Annotated in this window: 14 protein-coding genes and 3 pseudogenes; 12 read left to right on the plus strand and 5 right to left on the minus strand. The window is 71.4% G+C overall.

What is annotated here, in order from left to right:
* Nucleotides 1-364 precede the first annotated feature (364 nt).
* From ACNAVT_RS12055 to ACNAVT_RS12065, 3 genes and pseudogenes are all read left to right on the plus strand, one after another.
* Nucleotides 365-1,009 (plus strand): hypothetical protein, encoded by a 645-nt coding sequence (locus ACNAVT_RS12055; RefSeq protein ID WP_416295589.1) that lies wholly within the window; start codon nt 365-367, stop codon nt 1,007-1,009.
* A gap of 211 nt (nt 1,010-1,220) precedes the next feature.
* Nucleotides 1,221-1,295: pseudogene (locus ACNAVT_RS12060) on the plus strand (helix-turn-helix domain-containing protein); the annotation flags it as partial.
* Nucleotides 1,296-1,363: 68 nt separating this feature from the next.
* Nucleotides 1,364-1,465 (plus strand): annotated as a pseudogene (locus ACNAVT_RS12065) (helix-turn-helix domain-containing protein); the annotation flags it as partial.
* On the opposite strand, the gene ACNAVT_RS12070 reads toward ACNAVT_RS12065, so the two are convergent.
* Complete coding sequence (locus tag ACNAVT_RS12070) at nt 1,465-1,596, minus strand: hypothetical protein (protein ID WP_416295591.1); 132 nt, start codon at nt 1,594-1,596, stop codon at nt 1,465-1,467. The pseudogene ACNAVT_RS12065 and the gene ACNAVT_RS12070 sit on opposite strands and share 1 nt — an antisense overlap.
* 128 nt (nt 1,597-1,724) lie before the next feature.
* Here ACNAVT_RS12070 and ACNAVT_RS12075 point away from each other — a divergent pair, with 128 nt between their 5' ends.
* Nucleotides 1,725-2,204: a transposase gene (locus tag ACNAVT_RS12075; protein ID WP_416295593.1), complete on the plus strand. Its 480-nt coding sequence runs from the start codon at nt 1,725-1,727 to the stop codon at nt 2,202-2,204.
* Nucleotides 2,205-2,349: 145 nt separating this feature from the next.
* Here ACNAVT_RS12075 and ACNAVT_RS12080 read toward each other — a convergent pair.
* Nucleotides 2,350-2,526 (minus strand): annotated as a pseudogene (locus tag ACNAVT_RS12080) (IS110 family transposase); the annotation flags it as partial.
* Nucleotides 2,527-2,774: 248 nt separating this feature from the next.
* On the opposite strand from ACNAVT_RS12080, the gene ACNAVT_RS12085 reads away from it, so the two are divergent.
* A complete protein-coding gene (locus tag ACNAVT_RS12085) occupies nt 2,775-3,350 on the plus strand; it encodes an ArsR/SmtB family transcription factor (RefSeq protein WP_416295595.1) in 576 nt (191 codons plus the stop codon).
* A 44-nt stretch (nt 3,351-3,394) separates the two neighbouring features.
* Nucleotides 3,395-4,645, plus strand: coding sequence for an MFS transporter (locus tag ACNAVT_RS12090; protein ID WP_416295597.1), 1,251 nt, complete (start codon nt 3,395-3,397; stop codon nt 4,643-4,645).
* Nucleotides 4,646-4,696: 51 nt separating this feature from the next.
* Here the strand turns inward: ACNAVT_RS12090 and ACNAVT_RS12095 are convergent, their stop codons facing one another.
* A complete protein-coding gene (locus tag ACNAVT_RS12095; protein WP_357546200.1) occupies nt 4,697-4,900 on the minus strand; it encodes a cold-shock protein in 204 nt (67 codons plus the stop codon).
* Nucleotides 4,901-5,066: 166 nt separating this feature from the next.
* Between ACNAVT_RS12095 and ACNAVT_RS12100 the strand changes: the two genes are divergently transcribed.
* Both ACNAVT_RS12100 and ACNAVT_RS12105 read left to right on the plus strand, forming a co-directional pair.
* Entirely contained in the window at nt 5,067-5,753 is a 687-nt protein-coding gene (locus tag ACNAVT_RS12100; protein WP_416295600.1) for a class I SAM-dependent methyltransferase, read from the plus strand.
* A gap of 98 nt (nt 5,754-5,851) precedes the next feature.
* Nucleotides 5,852-6,475 (plus strand): DedA family protein, encoded by a 624-nt coding sequence (locus ACNAVT_RS12105; RefSeq protein WP_416295602.1) that lies wholly within the window; start codon nt 5,852-5,854, stop codon nt 6,473-6,475.
* Between the two features lie 72 nt (nt 6,476-6,547).
* On the opposite strand, the gene ACNAVT_RS12110 is transcribed toward ACNAVT_RS12105, so the two are convergent.
* Nucleotides 6,548-7,201 (minus strand): MBL fold metallo-hydrolase, encoded by a 654-nt coding sequence (locus ACNAVT_RS12110; RefSeq protein WP_416295604.1) that lies wholly within the window; start codon nt 7,199-7,201, stop codon nt 6,548-6,550.
* Nucleotides 7,202-7,209: 8 nt separating this feature from the next.
* A complete protein-coding gene (locus ACNAVT_RS12115) occupies nt 7,210-7,926 on the minus strand; it encodes a maleylpyruvate isomerase family mycothiol-dependent enzyme (protein ID WP_416295606.1) in 717 nt (238 codons plus the stop codon).
* A gap of 237 nt (nt 7,927-8,163) precedes the next feature.
* Between ACNAVT_RS12115 and rsgA the strand changes: the two genes are divergently transcribed.
* The 4 genes from rsgA (at nt 8,164) to uvrC (ending at nt 15,071) form a co-directional block, all read left to right on the plus strand.
* Nucleotides 8,164-9,243 carry a ribosome small subunit-dependent GTPase A gene (gene rsgA, locus ACNAVT_RS12120; RefSeq protein WP_416295608.1) on the plus strand — a complete coding sequence of 360 codons (1,080 nt, stop codon included), beginning with the start codon at nt 8,164-8,166 and terminating at the stop codon, nt 9,241-9,243.
* Between the two features lie 206 nt (nt 9,244-9,449).
* On the plus strand, nt 9,450-12,395 hold the full coding sequence (uvrA, locus tag ACNAVT_RS12125) for an excinuclease ABC subunit UvrA (protein ID WP_416295611.1): 2,946 nt from the start codon (nt 9,450-9,452) through the stop codon (nt 12,393-12,395).
* A 182-nt stretch (nt 12,396-12,577) separates the two neighbouring features.
* Nucleotides 12,578-13,039, plus strand: a complete 462-nt coding sequence (locus tag ACNAVT_RS12130) for a Rieske (2Fe-2S) protein (RefSeq protein WP_416295613.1) — start codon at nt 12,578-12,580, stop codon at nt 13,037-13,039.
* 91 nt (nt 13,040-13,130) lie between these two features.
* Nucleotides 13,131-15,071, plus strand: a complete 1,941-nt coding sequence (uvrC, locus tag ACNAVT_RS12135; RefSeq protein ID WP_416295615.1) for an excinuclease ABC subunit UvrC — start codon at nt 13,131-13,133, stop codon at nt 15,069-15,071.
* The last annotated feature ends 237 nt before the right edge of the window (nt 15,072-15,308 follow it).

Here is a 15,308-nt window from a genome sequence, read left to right on the forward strand (position 1 = left end):
CACTGGGCTCCCCCCTCGCGACGTGGCCGAGTCGCTCGTATGGGCATGACGGCCCTTGCTCTAGGAGCTGTGGTCAATGAGGCAGATCTCTAGCGCCGTTCTCTTTGGGCTGCTTGGCGTCGGGCTGCTGCACGTCTTCTACAGGGCCGTGCGGCTAGAGTGGCCATCAAACTACGTAACCATGACACGAAGCTTCGGTCTGGTGGTCAATAGGTCGGTTCAGAGGTACCTACTTTTCATTCTCTCTCCGGTTTACCTCGTCTCATTGCTCATGTCTACGATGGCCCACAGGGAAAAATCTGTAGGATTCTTGACTGCCCTGATAATCGGACTAGGCCACAGCTTCCTGAATCATGGGCTTCCCATGGTTAGCGCGCTTCGGAACAGTTGGCGCCATGCGTGGGGACCGGACGCTCTCCTGCAATTTTCGCTCGCGGCCTTGTCTATTGCTGCGGCTCTTCTTGGTGGGCTCGGCCCCGGGCCATTCGGGTTCGTGGTTCCTCCCATCGACGAATTCTTCAAGGCGATCTGGACGGCCGTCTTCGTAGCGGTATTGGGCGTAGTCGTCCTCGATGCAACTCGCATGCGTCATCAGGCAGGCGACCTGTACGACATCGCGGTTCGAGAAGCGCCTCGGAGATTGGTCGACCATGCGCAGCAGAAAGCCAAAGAGGCTGGTGCAGACGAGGATCTGGTTCTGGCAGTACTCTACGCAGAGAATCTTCAGCGACCGCATTGGTTCCGAAGGCTTGAGTATGTGAAGGGACGATTTTTCCCGCGCGGCTCCTATGGGGTAATGCAAGTTACGTCGCCGACGCCAATATCAGACGAGGAGTCGATTGATCTCGCGATCGAGAATTATTTGAAGAATGCGCAGATTCCGGTTGATGAGGAGTACGGGATGCCGGATAGTGACCGGCTCCAGGAAGTGCTGCGTCATTACAACGGCCACCCCGGCTTCGTCGACCTTGCTAGCGGTCTATATCTGAGGTTGAAGCGTGGCTACTAGTGTCTCGTCTTTGAACGTTGATCGTTTAATCCGTCGGTTCTGAGTACCTGTCGGGCAGGCTGTCTCCCAACGTATGTGGGAGGTGGTGCCGGGTGGGTAGCGCCCGGAGGTGTTTGTCCGGCAGGTGTCGATGGCTGAGGGTCAGCGGTTACAGCGGATCAGCCGGACGGCGAAGGACCCGGTGAAGCTGCGGCGGGCGATCGTGGTGCTGATGTCCGCCCAGGGACAGCCAGCCCCGGACATCGCCCACCTGCTCAAGACCAGCGAGGACTACGTGCGGGACGTGATCCACGCGTTCAACGATCGGGGGTTCGACGCGCTGGGCCAAAATGGAGCGGGGGCGCACCGAGACGGATCGATGAGCAGACCCGTGACCGGATCTGTGTCATCGCCCGGTGCGGCCCCCGTTTCGTCGGCCGGCCGTTCTCCTGCTGGTCGCTTGCCAAGCTGCGCGACTACCTGATCGAGGCCGGCTGCGTCGCGGCGATCAGCGTCGAGACGATCCGGCGGATCCTGCGCGAGCGCGGGGTGTCGTGGCAGGCCACCAAGACATGGAAGGCCAGCACCAACCCCGACTTCACGAACAAGATGCGCCGGATCCTGGACCTCTACGACCACCCACCCGCCGGCGGGCGGGCGATCTGCGTCGACGAGTTCGGTCCGTTGAGCCTGCAAACCCCGCCCCGGCCGCGCCTGGCGACCCCATGGGCAGCCGGTGCGGCTGCGGGCCACCTACACCCGCGACCAGGGCGTGCGGCACATGATCGCCGCCCTCGACCTGGCCACCGGACGGCTGCATTACCGCATCCGCGACCGCAAACGCTGGCGCGAGTTCCTCAGCTTCCTCAAGGTGCTGCGCCGCCGCTGGCCCGAGCAGCGCCTCTACCTGATCGTGGACAACTTCTCGCCGCACAAGCACCCCGAGGTTCGCGCCTGCTGCGCCGCCAACCGGATAGACCTGGTGTTCCTACCAACCTACGCGTCCTGGCTGAACTGGATCGAAGTCGAGTTCGCCGCGGTTCTGGTACCGGACGCCACAAGCAGGATGGGGCGCGCTGCCATACGTGGGTGTCTCGCCGAAGCGCCCCCGCGAGCAACGGTGCCTTCCGAGTCGGCGACGCTTTCAACCTGTTCACCGAGGTGCAAACGTCTTGGGGATTTGGCCCGTAGCTCGGGTGCCCCGGCCCATCTCTGAGACCTCCCACCGGGGTATATGTCAACCGGCGGCTCCTTGGAGGGCCGGCGTGTGGGGCAGCGCCCACGGTTGGCGGGTGTGGCCGCTGTTTCCGGGCTGTGGGTTGTCGGATATGCCGGTGCCCGCGGGGGAAAGGCTCTGGTTTCTAGGGCTGTCCGGTGGTCAGGCAGTGATGGAGGATGCCGAGCACCCGGTTGAACATGTTGCGTTGCGCGGCGGCATTCCAGCAGCCGCCATCTCGCTGGCGGCGGTAGTGGGCCAGGGCACCGGGTGAGGTGGTCAGGGCGTGGAAGGCCCACTGGTAGCCGACCGAGGCGAGGCGCTGGATCGAGCCCTACCCCTGTTTGGAGTCGGTCGACCGAAGCGATCTCACGCGTTAGCGCTTCTTGCGGCAAATGCGCCCGCAAGTACGTCTATCGCAAGACCCCCGCGATGAGGTCAGTCCCGGCGGCTGACCTCCTGACCGGGGCGCCGGCCGGGCGCGGCGGCTGTAGCGCGGCGCGACCGGCGCCCCGAGCATTCCCGCAATGACTCTTGCGCAACCGCTCTTGCGGATGCCAGAGTCTCCCCGTGGAGAATTCCGACGTCCGACACGTCACCGACTCCCGCGTCCTCGCGGCGCTCGCCCATCCGTTGCGTCGCCGCCTCATGGACGTGCTCAAGGTCCACGGTCCGTCGACCGTCGGCCTGCTCGCCGAGCGGACCGGCCAGGCGCCGGCGAACGTCAGCCACCACCTGAAGGTGCTGGCCGCCGCCGAGCTGGTGGACGAGGCACCCGAACTGGCCCGGGACCGCCGGGAGCGCTGGTGGCGGTTGCGCTCCCGCGCCGTGCGCTGGTCCAACGCCGACTTCGACGCCGACCCCGCCGCCCGAGCGGTGGCCGACGCCGCCACCTCGCTCAACCTGGACCGCCACGTCGCCCTCGTCCGCGCCTGGCACGCCGCAGCCGACGAGGCCCACGCCGCCTGGGGCGAGGGGCCGTTCAGCACCGACCGCTGGCTGCACCTGACACCCGAGGAACTCGCCGAGCTGGGGCGCGAGGTGACCGAGCTGTTCGCCCGCTGGGCCGAGCGGCCGGTCCCGGACGACGGGCGGCGACGCGAGCCGGTCTTCCTGTTCGCGCACGGCGTCCCCGGGCAGCCGTGACCGCCCGCCCGGCCGAGGCCGCGCCCGCCGGTACGACCACACCCGTGCGCGAGGCGCGGCGACGCGGCGGCCTGTTCCGGCACCGTGACTTCCGGCTGCTCTGGGCCGGCCAGACGGTCAGCGCCGTCGGCAGCAACGTGACCGCCGTGGCGCTGCCGCTGGCCGCGGTGGCGGTGCTGGACGCGACCACGTTCCAGGTGGCGGTCCTCACCGCGGCGGCCTGGCTGCCGTGGCTGCTGGTCGGCCTGCCCGCCGGGGCCTGGGTGGACCGGGTCCGCCGCCGACCGGTGATGATCGCCGCGGACCTGGTTTCGGCGGCGCTGTTCCTCAGCGTCCCGGTGGCCGCCGTGCTCGACGTGCTCACCGTCGCCCAACTCCTCGTGGTGGCGCTGGGCGCCGGCCTGGCCCGGGTCTTCTTCGAAACCGCCGACCAGGTCTACCTGCCCACCCTGCTGCGGCCCGAGGAGGTGTCGGAGGGGAACGCGAAGCTGCACGCCACGCAGACCGCGAGCTACCTCGTCGGCCCCGGGCTGGCCGGCCTGATCGCCCAGCTCGCCGGTGCGGTGACCGCGGTGCTGCTCGACGCGCTGAGCTTCCTGGTCTCCGCCGCCTGCCTGGGGCGCATCCGGACGGTCGAGCCGCGACCCGGCCGCCCCGACGGACCACCCTCGCTGAGGCGCGAGGTGGCGGACGGGCTGCGGTTCGTCGTCCGGGACCCGTACCTGCGGGTCCTGACCGTGTTCGGGGCGGCCAGCAACATCGGGCTCACCGGCTACCAGGCCGTCCTCGTGGTCTTCCTGGTCCGCTCCGCGGGGTTGCCGGCCGGCCTGGTGGGCCTGCTGATCGGACTGGCCAGTGTGGGCGGGATCGTCGGCGCGGGCCTGGCCGGCGTGCTCGCCCGCCGGCTCGGCTCCGCCCGCGCGTTGCTGTTCGCCGCCGTGCTCACCGGCCCGCCGGCGCTGCTCATCCCGCTGGCGGGCCCGGGCCCGCGGGTGGCCTGGCTCGTGCTCGGCGGCGCGCTGGTCAGCCTGGGAGTAGCCGTGGGCAACGTGGTCAAGGGCAGTTTCCGGCAGACGTACACCCCGCACGCGTTGCTCGGGCGGGTGACGGTGAGCATGCAGCTGCTGAACTACGGGACCATCCCGCTGGCCGCCGTGCTGGCCGGCGTGCTGGGCGCGGCGTGGGGGCCGGCCAGGGCGATCCAGGTGATGACCGGCTGGCTGGCGCTGACCCCGCTGATCCTGCTGGTCGGGCCGCTGCGACGGCGCCGTGACCTGCCGGCGTCGCCGGTCTGAGCATGGGCTGCGGCGGCGGCCGGAAGCCCGACCGCCGCCGCTGGCACGGACCTACAGCGGGCGGACGTTGTCCGCCTGCGGGCCCTTCTGCCCCTGGGTCACCTCGAACTCGACCTTCTGGCCCTCCTGCAGCTCGCGGTAGCCGCCGCTCTGGATGGCCGAGTAGTGGACGAACACGTCCGGCCCTCCGCCGTCCTGTTCGATGAAGCCGAAGCCCTTTTCCGAGTTGAACCACTTGACCGTGCCGGTTGCCATGCGTCTCTCCCTGTTCAAAGCGGCTGACCACCGGCCGCGGCCGGTGATCGCCCTGTACCTTCCCGACACTAACCGCCAGAACCGGGATCTGCTGGCGGAAGTGCCGGCGTGGCTCGTTAATACAACCCGAGCGGGAAAATACCTCCGCGACCGGTCGGGGCCCGGCATGCTTGCCCCGGTGAGGGCACAGACGGCGCTGGCCGACCTGGAACGGGAGATCGCCGCGCCCGGCGGCGGCCTGGACCGCCTCCGCCTGGTTGCCCCGCCGTTCGTGCCCGAGGTACGGCTGCACCTCGCCGAGGACGCGATCGTCTGGTGGGCCCGGATGGAGGCGACGGCCGGCCGCTCGCTGCCGCCGCCCTACTGGGCCTCGGTCTGGGCCGGCGGCCAGGCGCTGGCCCGCCACCTGCTCGACCACCCCGAGCTGGCCGCCGGCCGGCGGGTGCTCGATCTGGCCGCCGGCTCCGGGTTGGTGGCCATCGCCGCCGCGCTCGCCGGCGCCGAGCGCGTGGTCGCCAACGACATCGACCCGTTCGCGGTCGCCGCCGTCACGGTCAACGCGCGGGCCAACCAGGTGGCCGTGGCGGCCACCGGTGACGACCTGCTGGACGCCATGGTGCCCACCGACCTGCTGCTGGCCGGCGACATCCTCTACGAGGCGGCGCTGGCCGAGCGGGTGCTGCCGTTCCTCCAACGTGCCGCCGACCGGGGCGTCGAGGTGCTGGTCGGCGACCCGGACCGGGGGCACCTGCCACCCGACCGGCTGGAGGTGGTGACCAGCTACCCGGTGCCCACCACCGAGCCCTCGGTCGACTCCCCGGTACGCCGGGTGCAGGTGCTGCGCCCCCGGTGACGGACCCGCCGCTCGGGGACGACCCCGAGCCGGAATCAGGGGACGCTGGGGGAGACGGCCGGATGTGTGTCCGGTTCGGCGGCCGTAGCCTACGGGCCATGACGGATCTGCTGGCCGAGGTCGGGGAGCTCCCCACCAGCCTGCTGATGGGGATGCTGGGCATGGTCATGCTGGCCGACGCCGTACCGCTGCTCGGGGTGCTGGTGCCCGGCGATGCCGCCGTCCTCGCCGCGGTCGCCGCGGGCCGGCCGACGACCGGGCTGGCCACCGTGGCGGCGGTGGTGGCCGGCTGCCTCGCCGGCTGGTCGCTGAGTTTCCTGGCCGGGCGGCGCTGGGGCGAGCGGCTGCGGCGCAGCCGGGTGGGTGACTGGATCGGCGAGTCGCGCTGGGTCGCGGCCGAGGCGATCCTGCGCCGCGGCGGCGGCCGGATGGTGCTGGTGGCGCCGTTCCTGCCGGTGTTCAACGCGCTGCTGCCCCTGGCCGCCGGCGGACTGCGCATGCCGTACCGCAAGTTCGTGTCCTGCGCGGCGCTCGGCGCGGCGCTCTGGGCCGGTGTGTACGTGGCCCTCGGCACCACCGCGCGGGCGGTGACCGGTCTGCTGCCCGGGGCGCCGAACCCGACGGTGCTCACCATGGCGGTCGGCCTGCTGCTCGCCGGTCCGGTGCTGCTCGTCACCCGGCGCCGGCTGCGCGCGGTGACCGGCGCCGGCATCGCCTCCTGACCAGGCCGGTCAGGGACCGACGGGGGTCCTGACCGGCGCTGGCGACCAGCCAGGACCGCCCCGGCGGGCAGCTCACCAGCCGCGGGCCCGCCACTGCGGCAGCGCGGGCCGCTCGGCGCCGAGGGTGCTGTCCTTGCCGTGCCCCGGGTAGAACCAGGTCTCGTCCGGCAGCCGGTCGAACAGCTTGTGCTCGACGTCGTCGACGAGCTGCCCGAACCGGTCCGGGTCCTGGTCGGTGTTGCCGACCCCGCCGGGAAACAGGCTGTCGCCGGTGAACAGGTGCGGGACGCCGGACGGGTCCCGGTAGAGCAGCGCGATCGAGCCCGGGGTGTGGCCCTTGAGGTGGATCACCTCCAGGGCGCAGTCACCGACGGCGACCGTGTCGCCCTCGCGCAGCGGCTCGGCCTCGATCGGCAGCCCCTCGGCGTCGTCGGCGTGCACCAGCGCTCGGGCGCCGGTCTTGGCGACCACCTCCTCCAGGGCCACCCAGTGGTCCATGTGCCGGTGCGTGGTGACCACCGCGGCCAGGCCGCCGTCGCCGACCAGGTCGAGCAGGCGGGGCGCCTCGTTCGCGGCGTCGATCAGCACCTGCTCGCCACTGTTTCGGCAGCGCAGCAGGTAGGCGTTGTTGTCCATCGGCCCCACCGACACCTTGGTGACGGTGAGCCGGTCGAGTTCGCGGACGGCCGGCGCGCCGCCGGGCGTGACGTCTCCGGTGTAGGGCATGACCACTTCTATATCCATTCCGGTGGGGTCGGCAGGGGGCCGTCGGGGGTGACGGTGAGCACCTCGCCGGCGCTGCGCCCGATCAGCCAGGCGGCGAGTTCCGGCGCGGGGCCGGTGATCGTCGGCGCCCCCTCGGGCTCGCCCACGACGAGCTCCTGGCGGACGCCGTCGAACCGCAGCACCATGGCCGGCGCCTCGGAATTGCCGTCCAGCCCGGCCGCCACCTCGTGCAGCAGCCGCTGGGCGAACGCATCCGTCCAGTCGGTCGGCCGGTAGCCGGCGGCCAGGTCGACATGGTGCACCTCGATCTCCCGCAGCCGCCCCCAGACCAGCAGGGCCGCCGGCCACGGGCCGCGCCGGGTCTCCACGGTGGCCGCCCACGCCTCGACCGGCATCGCGTCGACCGCTGCGGCGAAGCGCTCCGCGCTGCGGCGCAGGTCGTCGCGGAGGTCGCCCGGCGTACGGCCGGCCCCGGCCTCGATGTCGGCGGCGCGGGCGTCGGCGCTGGCGTACATCGGGATGGGTTCGCCGGTGCGCGCGGCGGTGAGCAGGTTGACGAAGCCGTCGGCGTTGCGGGCCAGGTGGGTCAGCACGTGTCCGCGGGTCCAACGCGGCAGCAGGGACGCGGCGGCGACGTCGGCGGCGTCGAACGCGGCCGCGGTGTGCAGCAGCCGGGCCGTGGCGTCGGCCACCTCGCCGGTCAGCAGCAGCGGATCGGTGGTCACGGCGCCACCTCGATTCGCGACTGCGGGGCTCGCAGGATCGGCTCACTCCTCGCGCTCACGGAAAGACCCTAACGGTCCGGCGCCGCCGCGTCGCCGGGGAAATCGCTTTCGGCGCGTCGGTGCGCCCCCTACCGTCGGCGTCGAACGCGGCACCGGGAGTCGGAGCGGAGGTGGTGAGCATGCCGGTCGTAGCACCCGTGTTCCGCCATGAACCCCCTCGACACCGATGAGGACACCATGACACTCGATCTGACCGCCCTCGGCTGGGACGCCGACTGGGCGGCCCACGTACGACGGCGCACCGACCACCGCCCGGGCCGGGTGGCCCGGGTCGACCGCGGGATCTGCACCGTGCTCTGCCCGGACGGGCCGGTCCGGGCCAGCCTGGGCGGCGCGGTGCTGGCCGCCGCGGCCCGCGACCTGGCCGCCCTGCCCTGCGCCGGCGACTGGGTGCTGCTGGCCACCTGGCCGGACGGGCCGGTGACCGTCGAGGCGGTGCTGCCCCGCCGCACCGCGCTGGTCCGGCGGACCGCCGGCAAGGACGCCAGCGGGCAGGTGCTCGCCGCCAACCTCGACGCCGCCGCGGTGGTCGAGCCGGTGCACCCCGAGCCGGACGCCGCACGCATCGAACGGCTGCTCTCCCTCGCCCACGAGTCCGGCGCCGCGCCGCTGCTCGTGCTCACCAAGGCGGACCTCGCCGCCGACCCGGCGGCGGTCGCCCGGCAACTCGCCGCCCTCGCGCCCGGGGTGCCGGTGCTGCCGGTCAGCGCCGAGCAGGGCACCGGGCTGGACCCACTGCGCCCGTACGTGGCGCCGGGGCGGACCCTCGGCCTGCTCGGGCCCTCCGGGGCGGGCAAGTCGAGCCTGGTCAACGCCCTTGCCGGGGCGGAGGTGATGCGTACCCAGGCGATCCGCCGGGTGGACGGCAAGGGCCGGCACACCACGACCTGGCGGGCGCTGGTGCCCGTCCCGGGCGGGGGCGCGGTGCTGGACACCCCGGGCGTCCGGGCGGTCGGCCTGCTGGACGGCTCGGCCGGCCTGGACCGGGCCTTTGCGGACATCGCCGAACTCGCCGTCGGCTGCCGGTACGCCGACTGCGCGCACGAGGCCGAGCCGGCCTGCGCGGTGCGGTCGGCCCTGGAGAGCGGCGAACTGTCCGCCCGGCGCTGGGAGAGCTGGCGCCGGCTCCAGCGGGAGGTGGCGTACGAGAGCCGGCGCCGGGAGACCCGGCTGGCCGCCGAGCGGCGGGGAAGCTGGCGGGGCGCCCGGCGGCGGACAGCCCGTCCGGCACCCCCGCCGTCGCCCGGCGGATACTGAGTCGAATACCCGGTCACGCCGACCAGCTCAGGGGCGGCGTGACCGGGCTGACCTGGTGGAATGCGCTCACGACGGAAGTTGTCGTACCCCGGGGCTAGAGTTGCCGAGGCGTGTTTCCTGCGCCTCGACGACCCTCGAAAACCGCTCAGAGCACGTTCCGAGCGGACAGATCCGCCTCACATTCTTCTTCCGGGAGTACACGGACCGTGGCCGACCGACTGATCATCCGTGGCGCGCGCGAGCACAACCTGCGTGACGTCAGTCTCGACCTGCCCCGGGACGCCCTGATCGTCTTCACCGGGCTCTCCGGGTCGGGCAAGTCGAGCCTGGCGTTCGACACCATCTTCGCCGAGGGCCAGCGGCGCTACGTCGAGTCGCTGTCGTCGTACGCCCGGCAGTTCCTCGGCCAGATGGACAAGCCCGACGTCGACTTCATCGAGGGCCTCAGCCCCGCGGTGTCCATCGACCAGAAGTCCACCTCGCGCAACCCGCGCTCCACCGTCGGCACCATCACCGAGGTCTACGACTACCTGCGGCTGCTGTTCGCCCGGATCGGCGAGCCGCACTGCCCGGTCTGCGGCGAACGGATCTCGCGGCAGAGCCCGCAGCAGATCGTCGACCGGGTGCTCGCCATGGCCGAGGGCACCCGGTTCATGGTGCTCGCGCCGGTCGTGCGCGGCCGCAAGGGCGAGTACGTCGACCTCTTCGCCGAGCTCCAGGCCAAGGGCTACGCCCGGGCCCGGGTCGACGGCGTGGTGCACCCGCTGACCGAGCCGCCGAAGCTCAAGAAGCAGGAGAAGCACACCATCGAGGTGGTGATCGACCGGCTCAGCGTCAAGCCCGGCGCCAAGCAGCGGCTGACCGACTCGGTCGAGGCGGCGCTCGGCCTCTCCGGCGGCATCGTGCTGCTCGACTTCGTCGACCTGGCCGAGGACGACCCGGACCGGGAGCGGCGCTTCTCCGAGCACCTGGCCTGCCCCAACGACCACCCCCTGGCCATCGAGGACCTGGAGCCCCGGGTCTTCTCCTTCAACGCCCCGTACGGCGCCTGCCCCGAGTGCACCGGGCTGGGCACCAAGAAGGAGGTCGACCCGGAGCTGGTGATCCCGGACCCGGAGCGCACCCTGCGCGAGGGCGCCATCCAGCCCTGGGCCACCGGGCACAACCTGGACTACTTCCTCCGTCTGCTGGAGGCCCTCGGCGAGGCCGAGCACTTCGACCTGGACACCCCGTGGCGGGCGCTGCCGTCCCGGGCGCAGAAGACGATCCTGCACGGCGCCGACGACCAGGTGCACGTCCGCTACCGCAACAAGTACGGCCGCGAGCGCTCCTACTACACCGGCTTCGAGGGCGTGGTGCAGTGGATCGAGCGGCGCCACGCGGACACCGAGTCGGAATGGTCGCGGGACAAGTACGAGGGCTACATGCGGGACGTGCCCTGCGCGGCCTGCGGCGGCACCCGGCTCAAGCCGGAGGTGCTCGCGGTCACCCTGGCCGGCAAGAGCATCGCCGAGGTGTGCAACCTGTCCGTCGGCGAGGCGGCCGAGCTGCTCGCCGGCATCGAGCTCACCGACCGGCAGAGGATGATCGCCGAGCGGGTGCTCAAGGAGATCAACGCCCGGCTGAAGTTCCTGCTCGACGTCGGACTGGACTACCTCTCCCTGGATCGCCCGGCGGGCACCCTCTCCGGCGGCGAGGCGCAGCGCATCCGGCTCGCCACCCAGATCGGCTCCGGCCTGGTCGGCGTCCTCTACGTGCTCGACGAGCCGTCCATCGGCCTGCACCAGCGGGACAACCACCGGCTGATCGAGACGCTGCTGCGGCTGCGTGGGCTGGGCAACACGCTGATCGTGGTCGAGCACGACGAGGACACGATCCGGGTCGCCGACTGGATCGTCGACATCGGCCCGGGCGCCGGCGAGCACGGCGGCCGGATCGTGCACAGCGGCTCGGTGCCGGCCCTGCTGGAGAACGAGCACTCGATCACCGGGGCCTACCTGTCCGGGCGCCGGGAGATCCCGACGCCGCGGCTGCGCCGGCCGCAGACCCCGGGGCGCGAGCTGGTGGTGCACGGGGCGCGGGAGCACAACCTGCGCAACCTCAACGTGTCGTTCCCGCTCGGCCAGCTCATCGCCGTCACCGGGGTCAGCGGCTCCGGCAAGTCGACCCTGGTCAACGACATCCTGTACGCGGTCCTGGCCAACCAGATCAACCGTGCCCGGCTGGTCCCCGGCCGGCACACCCGGATCACCGGGCTGGAGCACGTGGACAAGGTCGTCGGCGTCGACCAGTCGCCGATCGGGCGTACGCCGCGGTCGAATCCGGCCACCTACACCGGCGTCTGGGACCACGTCCGCAAGCTCTTCGCCGAGACCACCGAGGCCAAGGTCCGGGGGTACGGGCCGGGCCGGTTCTCGTTCAACGTCAAGGGCGGGCGCTGCGAGGCGTGCTCCGGCGACGGCACCATCAAGATCGAGATGAACTTCCTGCCGGACGTCTACGTCCCCTGCGAGGTGTGCAAGGGCGCCCGATACAACCGGGAGACCCTGGAGGTCCACTACAAGGGCAAGACGGTCGCCGAGGTGCTGGACATGCCGATCGAGGAGGCGGCGGAGTTCTTCTCCGCCATCCCGGCCATCCACCGCCACCTCAAGACCCTGGTCGACGTGGGTCTCGGGTACGTCCGGCTGGGGCAGCCCGCCCCGACACTGTCCGGCGGCGAGGCCCAGCGGGTCAAGCTCGCCTCCGAGCTGCAGAAGCGCTCCACCGGCCGGACGGTCTACGTGCTTGATGAGCCGACCACCGGCCTGCACTTCGAGGACATCCGCAAGCTGCTGATGGTCCTGGAGGGTCTGGTCGACAAGGGCAACACGGTGATCACCATCGAGCACAATCTCGATGTGATCAAGAGCGCCGACTGGATCATCGACATGGGGCCGGAGGGCGGCCACCGGGGTGGGACGGTGCTCGCCACCGGCACCCCGGAGGAGGTCGCCGAGGTGCCGGAGAGCCACACCGGTCAGTTCCTGCGCCCGATGCTCAAGCTCGACGGCGAGGCCAAGGGCGCCAAGGCGGCCACCACCCGGGCGGCGAAGGCCAACGGCGGCGGCGCGAAGTCGCGTACCCGCAAGGTGCCGGCCGGGGCGCACTGAGCCGACCGCGCGGGGGCCGGTGCCGATACCGGTCCACGCGCCTCGCGGCGCGATCGGGCCGGGCTGGCCCATGCAATACCTCAATTGGTGACGCGTCGGGATGAACCGCGCGGCACTGCGATCCGTGCCCAAAACTGTAGCCGCGGGTCCGTGACAGGCGGCAGCCGAGAGAGAGGCTGGACATGAGTGATGATCAGGTGCTGACCGAGCCGGGTACGCAGACGCGTCGGGCCCTGCTCACGGGGGCTGGCGCGGTCGGCGCGGCGGTGGTGCTGGCTGCCTGTGGCAGCGACAAGGAGACGAGCCCGGCCGCCGCTGGCCCGACCAGCGGCGATCCTGGCGCGTCCGCGAGCGCCGGTGAAGCCATCGCCCGGACCACGGACATCCCGGTCGGCGGGGGGACGATCTTCGCCAGCAAGGGCGTTGTCGTCACTCAGCCGGAGGCGGGTCAGTTCAAGGGCTTCAGCCCGATCTGCACCCACCAGGGCTGCCCGGTATCGCAGATCGAGGGCGGCACCATCATCTGCACCTGCCACAACAGCCGCTTCTCGATCGTTGACGGTTCCGTCAAGGAAGGGCCGGCGTCCCGGCCCCTGCCGCCGAAGAACATCAAGGTCACCGGCGAACAGATCACCCTGGCCTGACCGAATCCGGCGCTGTCCCCCGCCCGCCGTGTCGCCAGCCCGGGGCGCGCGGCGGCGGTGGGGTGTCGGGGGTGCGGACTAGGCTTGCGGCGTGGCTGACCCCTCGACCTACCGTCCCGCACCTGGCACCATTCCGGAGTCGCCAGGGGTCTACCGCTTCCGCGACGGCACCGGCCGGGTGATCTACGTCGGCAAGGCGCGGAACCTGCGCAGCCGGCTCAACTCCTACTTCGCCGATCCGGTCAACCTGCACCAGCGCACCCGGCAGATGGTCTTCACCGCCGAATCGGTGGACTGGATCACCGTCGCCACCGAGGTGGAGGCCCTCCAGCAGGAATACACCTGGATCAAGCAGTACGACCCGAAGTTCAACGTCCGATACCGCGACGACAAGTCCTACCCGTACCTGGCGGTGACCCTCGACGAGGAGTTCCCGCGGCTGCAGGTGATGCGCGGCGCCAAGCGCAAGGGAGTGCGCTACTTCGGGCCGTATTCGCACGCCTGGGCGATCCGCGAGACGCTGGACCTGCTGCTGCGCGTCTTCCCGGCCCGGACCTGCTCCTCCGGCGTGTTCAAACGGGCCGGCCAGGTCGGCCGCCCCTGCCTGCTCGGTTACATCGGCAAGTGCTCCGCGCCCTGCGTGGGCAGCGTCACCCCCGAGCGGCACCGGGAGATCGTCGACGGGTTCTGCGACTTCATGGCCGGCCGCACCGACACCATGGTCCGCAAGCTCGAACGGGAGATGCTGGAGGCCAGCGAGCAGCTGGACTTCGAACGGGCCGCCCGGCTGCGCGACGACGTCGCCGCGCTGCGCCGGGCCATGGAGAAGCAGACGGTGGTGCTCGGCGACGGCACCGACGCCGACGTGGTGGCCTTTGCCGAGGATCCGCTCGAAGCCGCCGTCCAGGTCTTCCACGTCCGCGACGGCCGGGTGCGGGGCCAGCGCGGCTGGGTGGTGGAGAAGACGGAGGAGCTGACCACCGGCGACCTGGTGCACCACTTCTGCACCCAGGTCTACGGCGGTGAGCAGGGCGAGGCCGATGTCCCCAGGGAGCTGCTCGTTCCCGAGCTGCCCGGCGACGTCGAGGCGCTCGCCGACTGGCTCTCCGCCCGCCGGGGCAGCCGGGTGTCGCTGCGCGTTCCGCAGCGCGGCGACAAGCGGTCGCTGCTGGAGACCGTGGAGCGCAACGCCAAGGACGCGCTCGCCCGGCACAAGCTCAAGCGGGCCGGCGACCTGACCACCCGCAGCAAGGCCCTCGACGAGATCGCCGACGCGCTCGGCATGCGCACCTCGCCGCTGCGCATCGAGTGCTTCGACGTCTCCCAGATCCAGGGCACCGACGTCGTCGCCAGCATGGTCGTCTTCGAGGACGGGCTGCCCCGCAAGAGCGAATACCGCCGGTTCATCGTCCGGGGCGCCACCGACGACCTGTCCGCCATGTCGGAGGTGCTGCGGAGGCGTTTCGCCCGCTACCTCGACGCCCGGGCCGAGACCGGGGAGATCGGCGAGGAGACCGCCGGCGACCCCGACCGGCCGGGCATCGACCCCACCACCGGGCGGCCGCGCAAGTTCGCGTACCCGCCGCAGCTGGTCGTGGTCGACGGTGGCGCGCCGCAGGTGGCGGCCGCCGCGCAGGCCCTCGCCGAGTTGGGTATCGACGACGTGGCGATCTGCGGGCTGGCCAAGCGGCTGGAGGAGGTCTGGCTGCCCGACGACGAGTTCCCGGTCATCCTGCCGCGCGCCTCGGAGGCGCTCTACCTGCTGCAACGGGTCCGCGACGAGGCGCACCGATTTGCCATCACCTTCCACCGGCAGCGGCGTTCGAAGCGGATGACCGAGTCGGCGCTGGACAACATCCCCGGGCTGGGCGAGGTGCGCCGCAAGGCACTCCTGCGGCACTTCGGCTCGCTCAAGCGGCTCGCCACCGCCACCGTGGAGGAGATCACCGAAGTCCCCGGCGTGGGCAAACGGACCGCCGAGGCGATCCTGGCCGCCCTCGACGAGGGTGCCGCGCCCGCCCCCACCCCCTGATCCGCCCAGCGCTCTGCTGCCGGGTGTTCGACCGAACGTGACGGCTGCCCGGTTTGGGGTATGTCACGCACAGTGAGCGAGAGCGTGCCTCGGCTGGGTGGGCGCGTTGGCGGCCTGGGGCGGTTGACCAGGTGGTTTCCGGCGGCAGCTTCGTAGAGGGACACCACCCCTGGCTCGCTTTGCTCTGCAGCCAGATACGCAGCAGCTACGGAAAGTGCCCGCTGCGTATAGGGCTGC

This window comes from Micromonospora sp. SL4-19 (assembly GCF_047921475.1).
Classification (GTDB): Bacteria; Actinomycetota; Actinomycetes; order Mycobacteriales; family Micromonosporaceae; genus Micromonospora.

What these genes read in the sequence shown, in the direction of transcription:
- ACNAVT_RS12055 (WP_416295589.1), top strand. Translation starts at nt 365, where the DNA reads ATGGTTAGCGCGCTTCGGAACAGTTGGCGCCATGCGTGGGGACCGGAC.
- ACNAVT_RS12095 (WP_357546200.1), bottom strand. Translation starts at nt 4,900, where the DNA reads ATGGCAACCGGCACGGTCAAGTGGTTCAACTCGGAAAAGGGCTTCGGC.
- ACNAVT_RS12100 (WP_416295600.1), top strand. Translation starts at nt 5,067, where the DNA reads ATGCTTGCCCCGGTGAGGGCACAGACGGCGCTGGCCGACCTGGAACGG.
- ACNAVT_RS12105 (WP_416295602.1), top strand. Translation starts at nt 5,852, where the DNA reads ATGACGGATCTGCTGGCCGAGGTCGGGGAGCTCCCCACCAGCCTGCTG.
- ACNAVT_RS12110 (WP_416295604.1), bottom strand. Translation starts at nt 7,201, where the DNA reads ATGCCCTACACCGGAGACGTCACGCCCGGCGGCGCGCCGGCCGTCCGC.
- rsgA (WP_416295608.1), top strand. Translation starts at nt 8,164, where the DNA reads ATGACACTCGATCTGACCGCCCTCGGCTGGGACGCCGACTGGGCGGCC.
- ACNAVT_RS12130 (WP_416295613.1), top strand. Translation starts at nt 12,578, where the DNA reads ATGAGTGATGATCAGGTGCTGACCGAGCCGGGTACGCAGACGCGTCGG.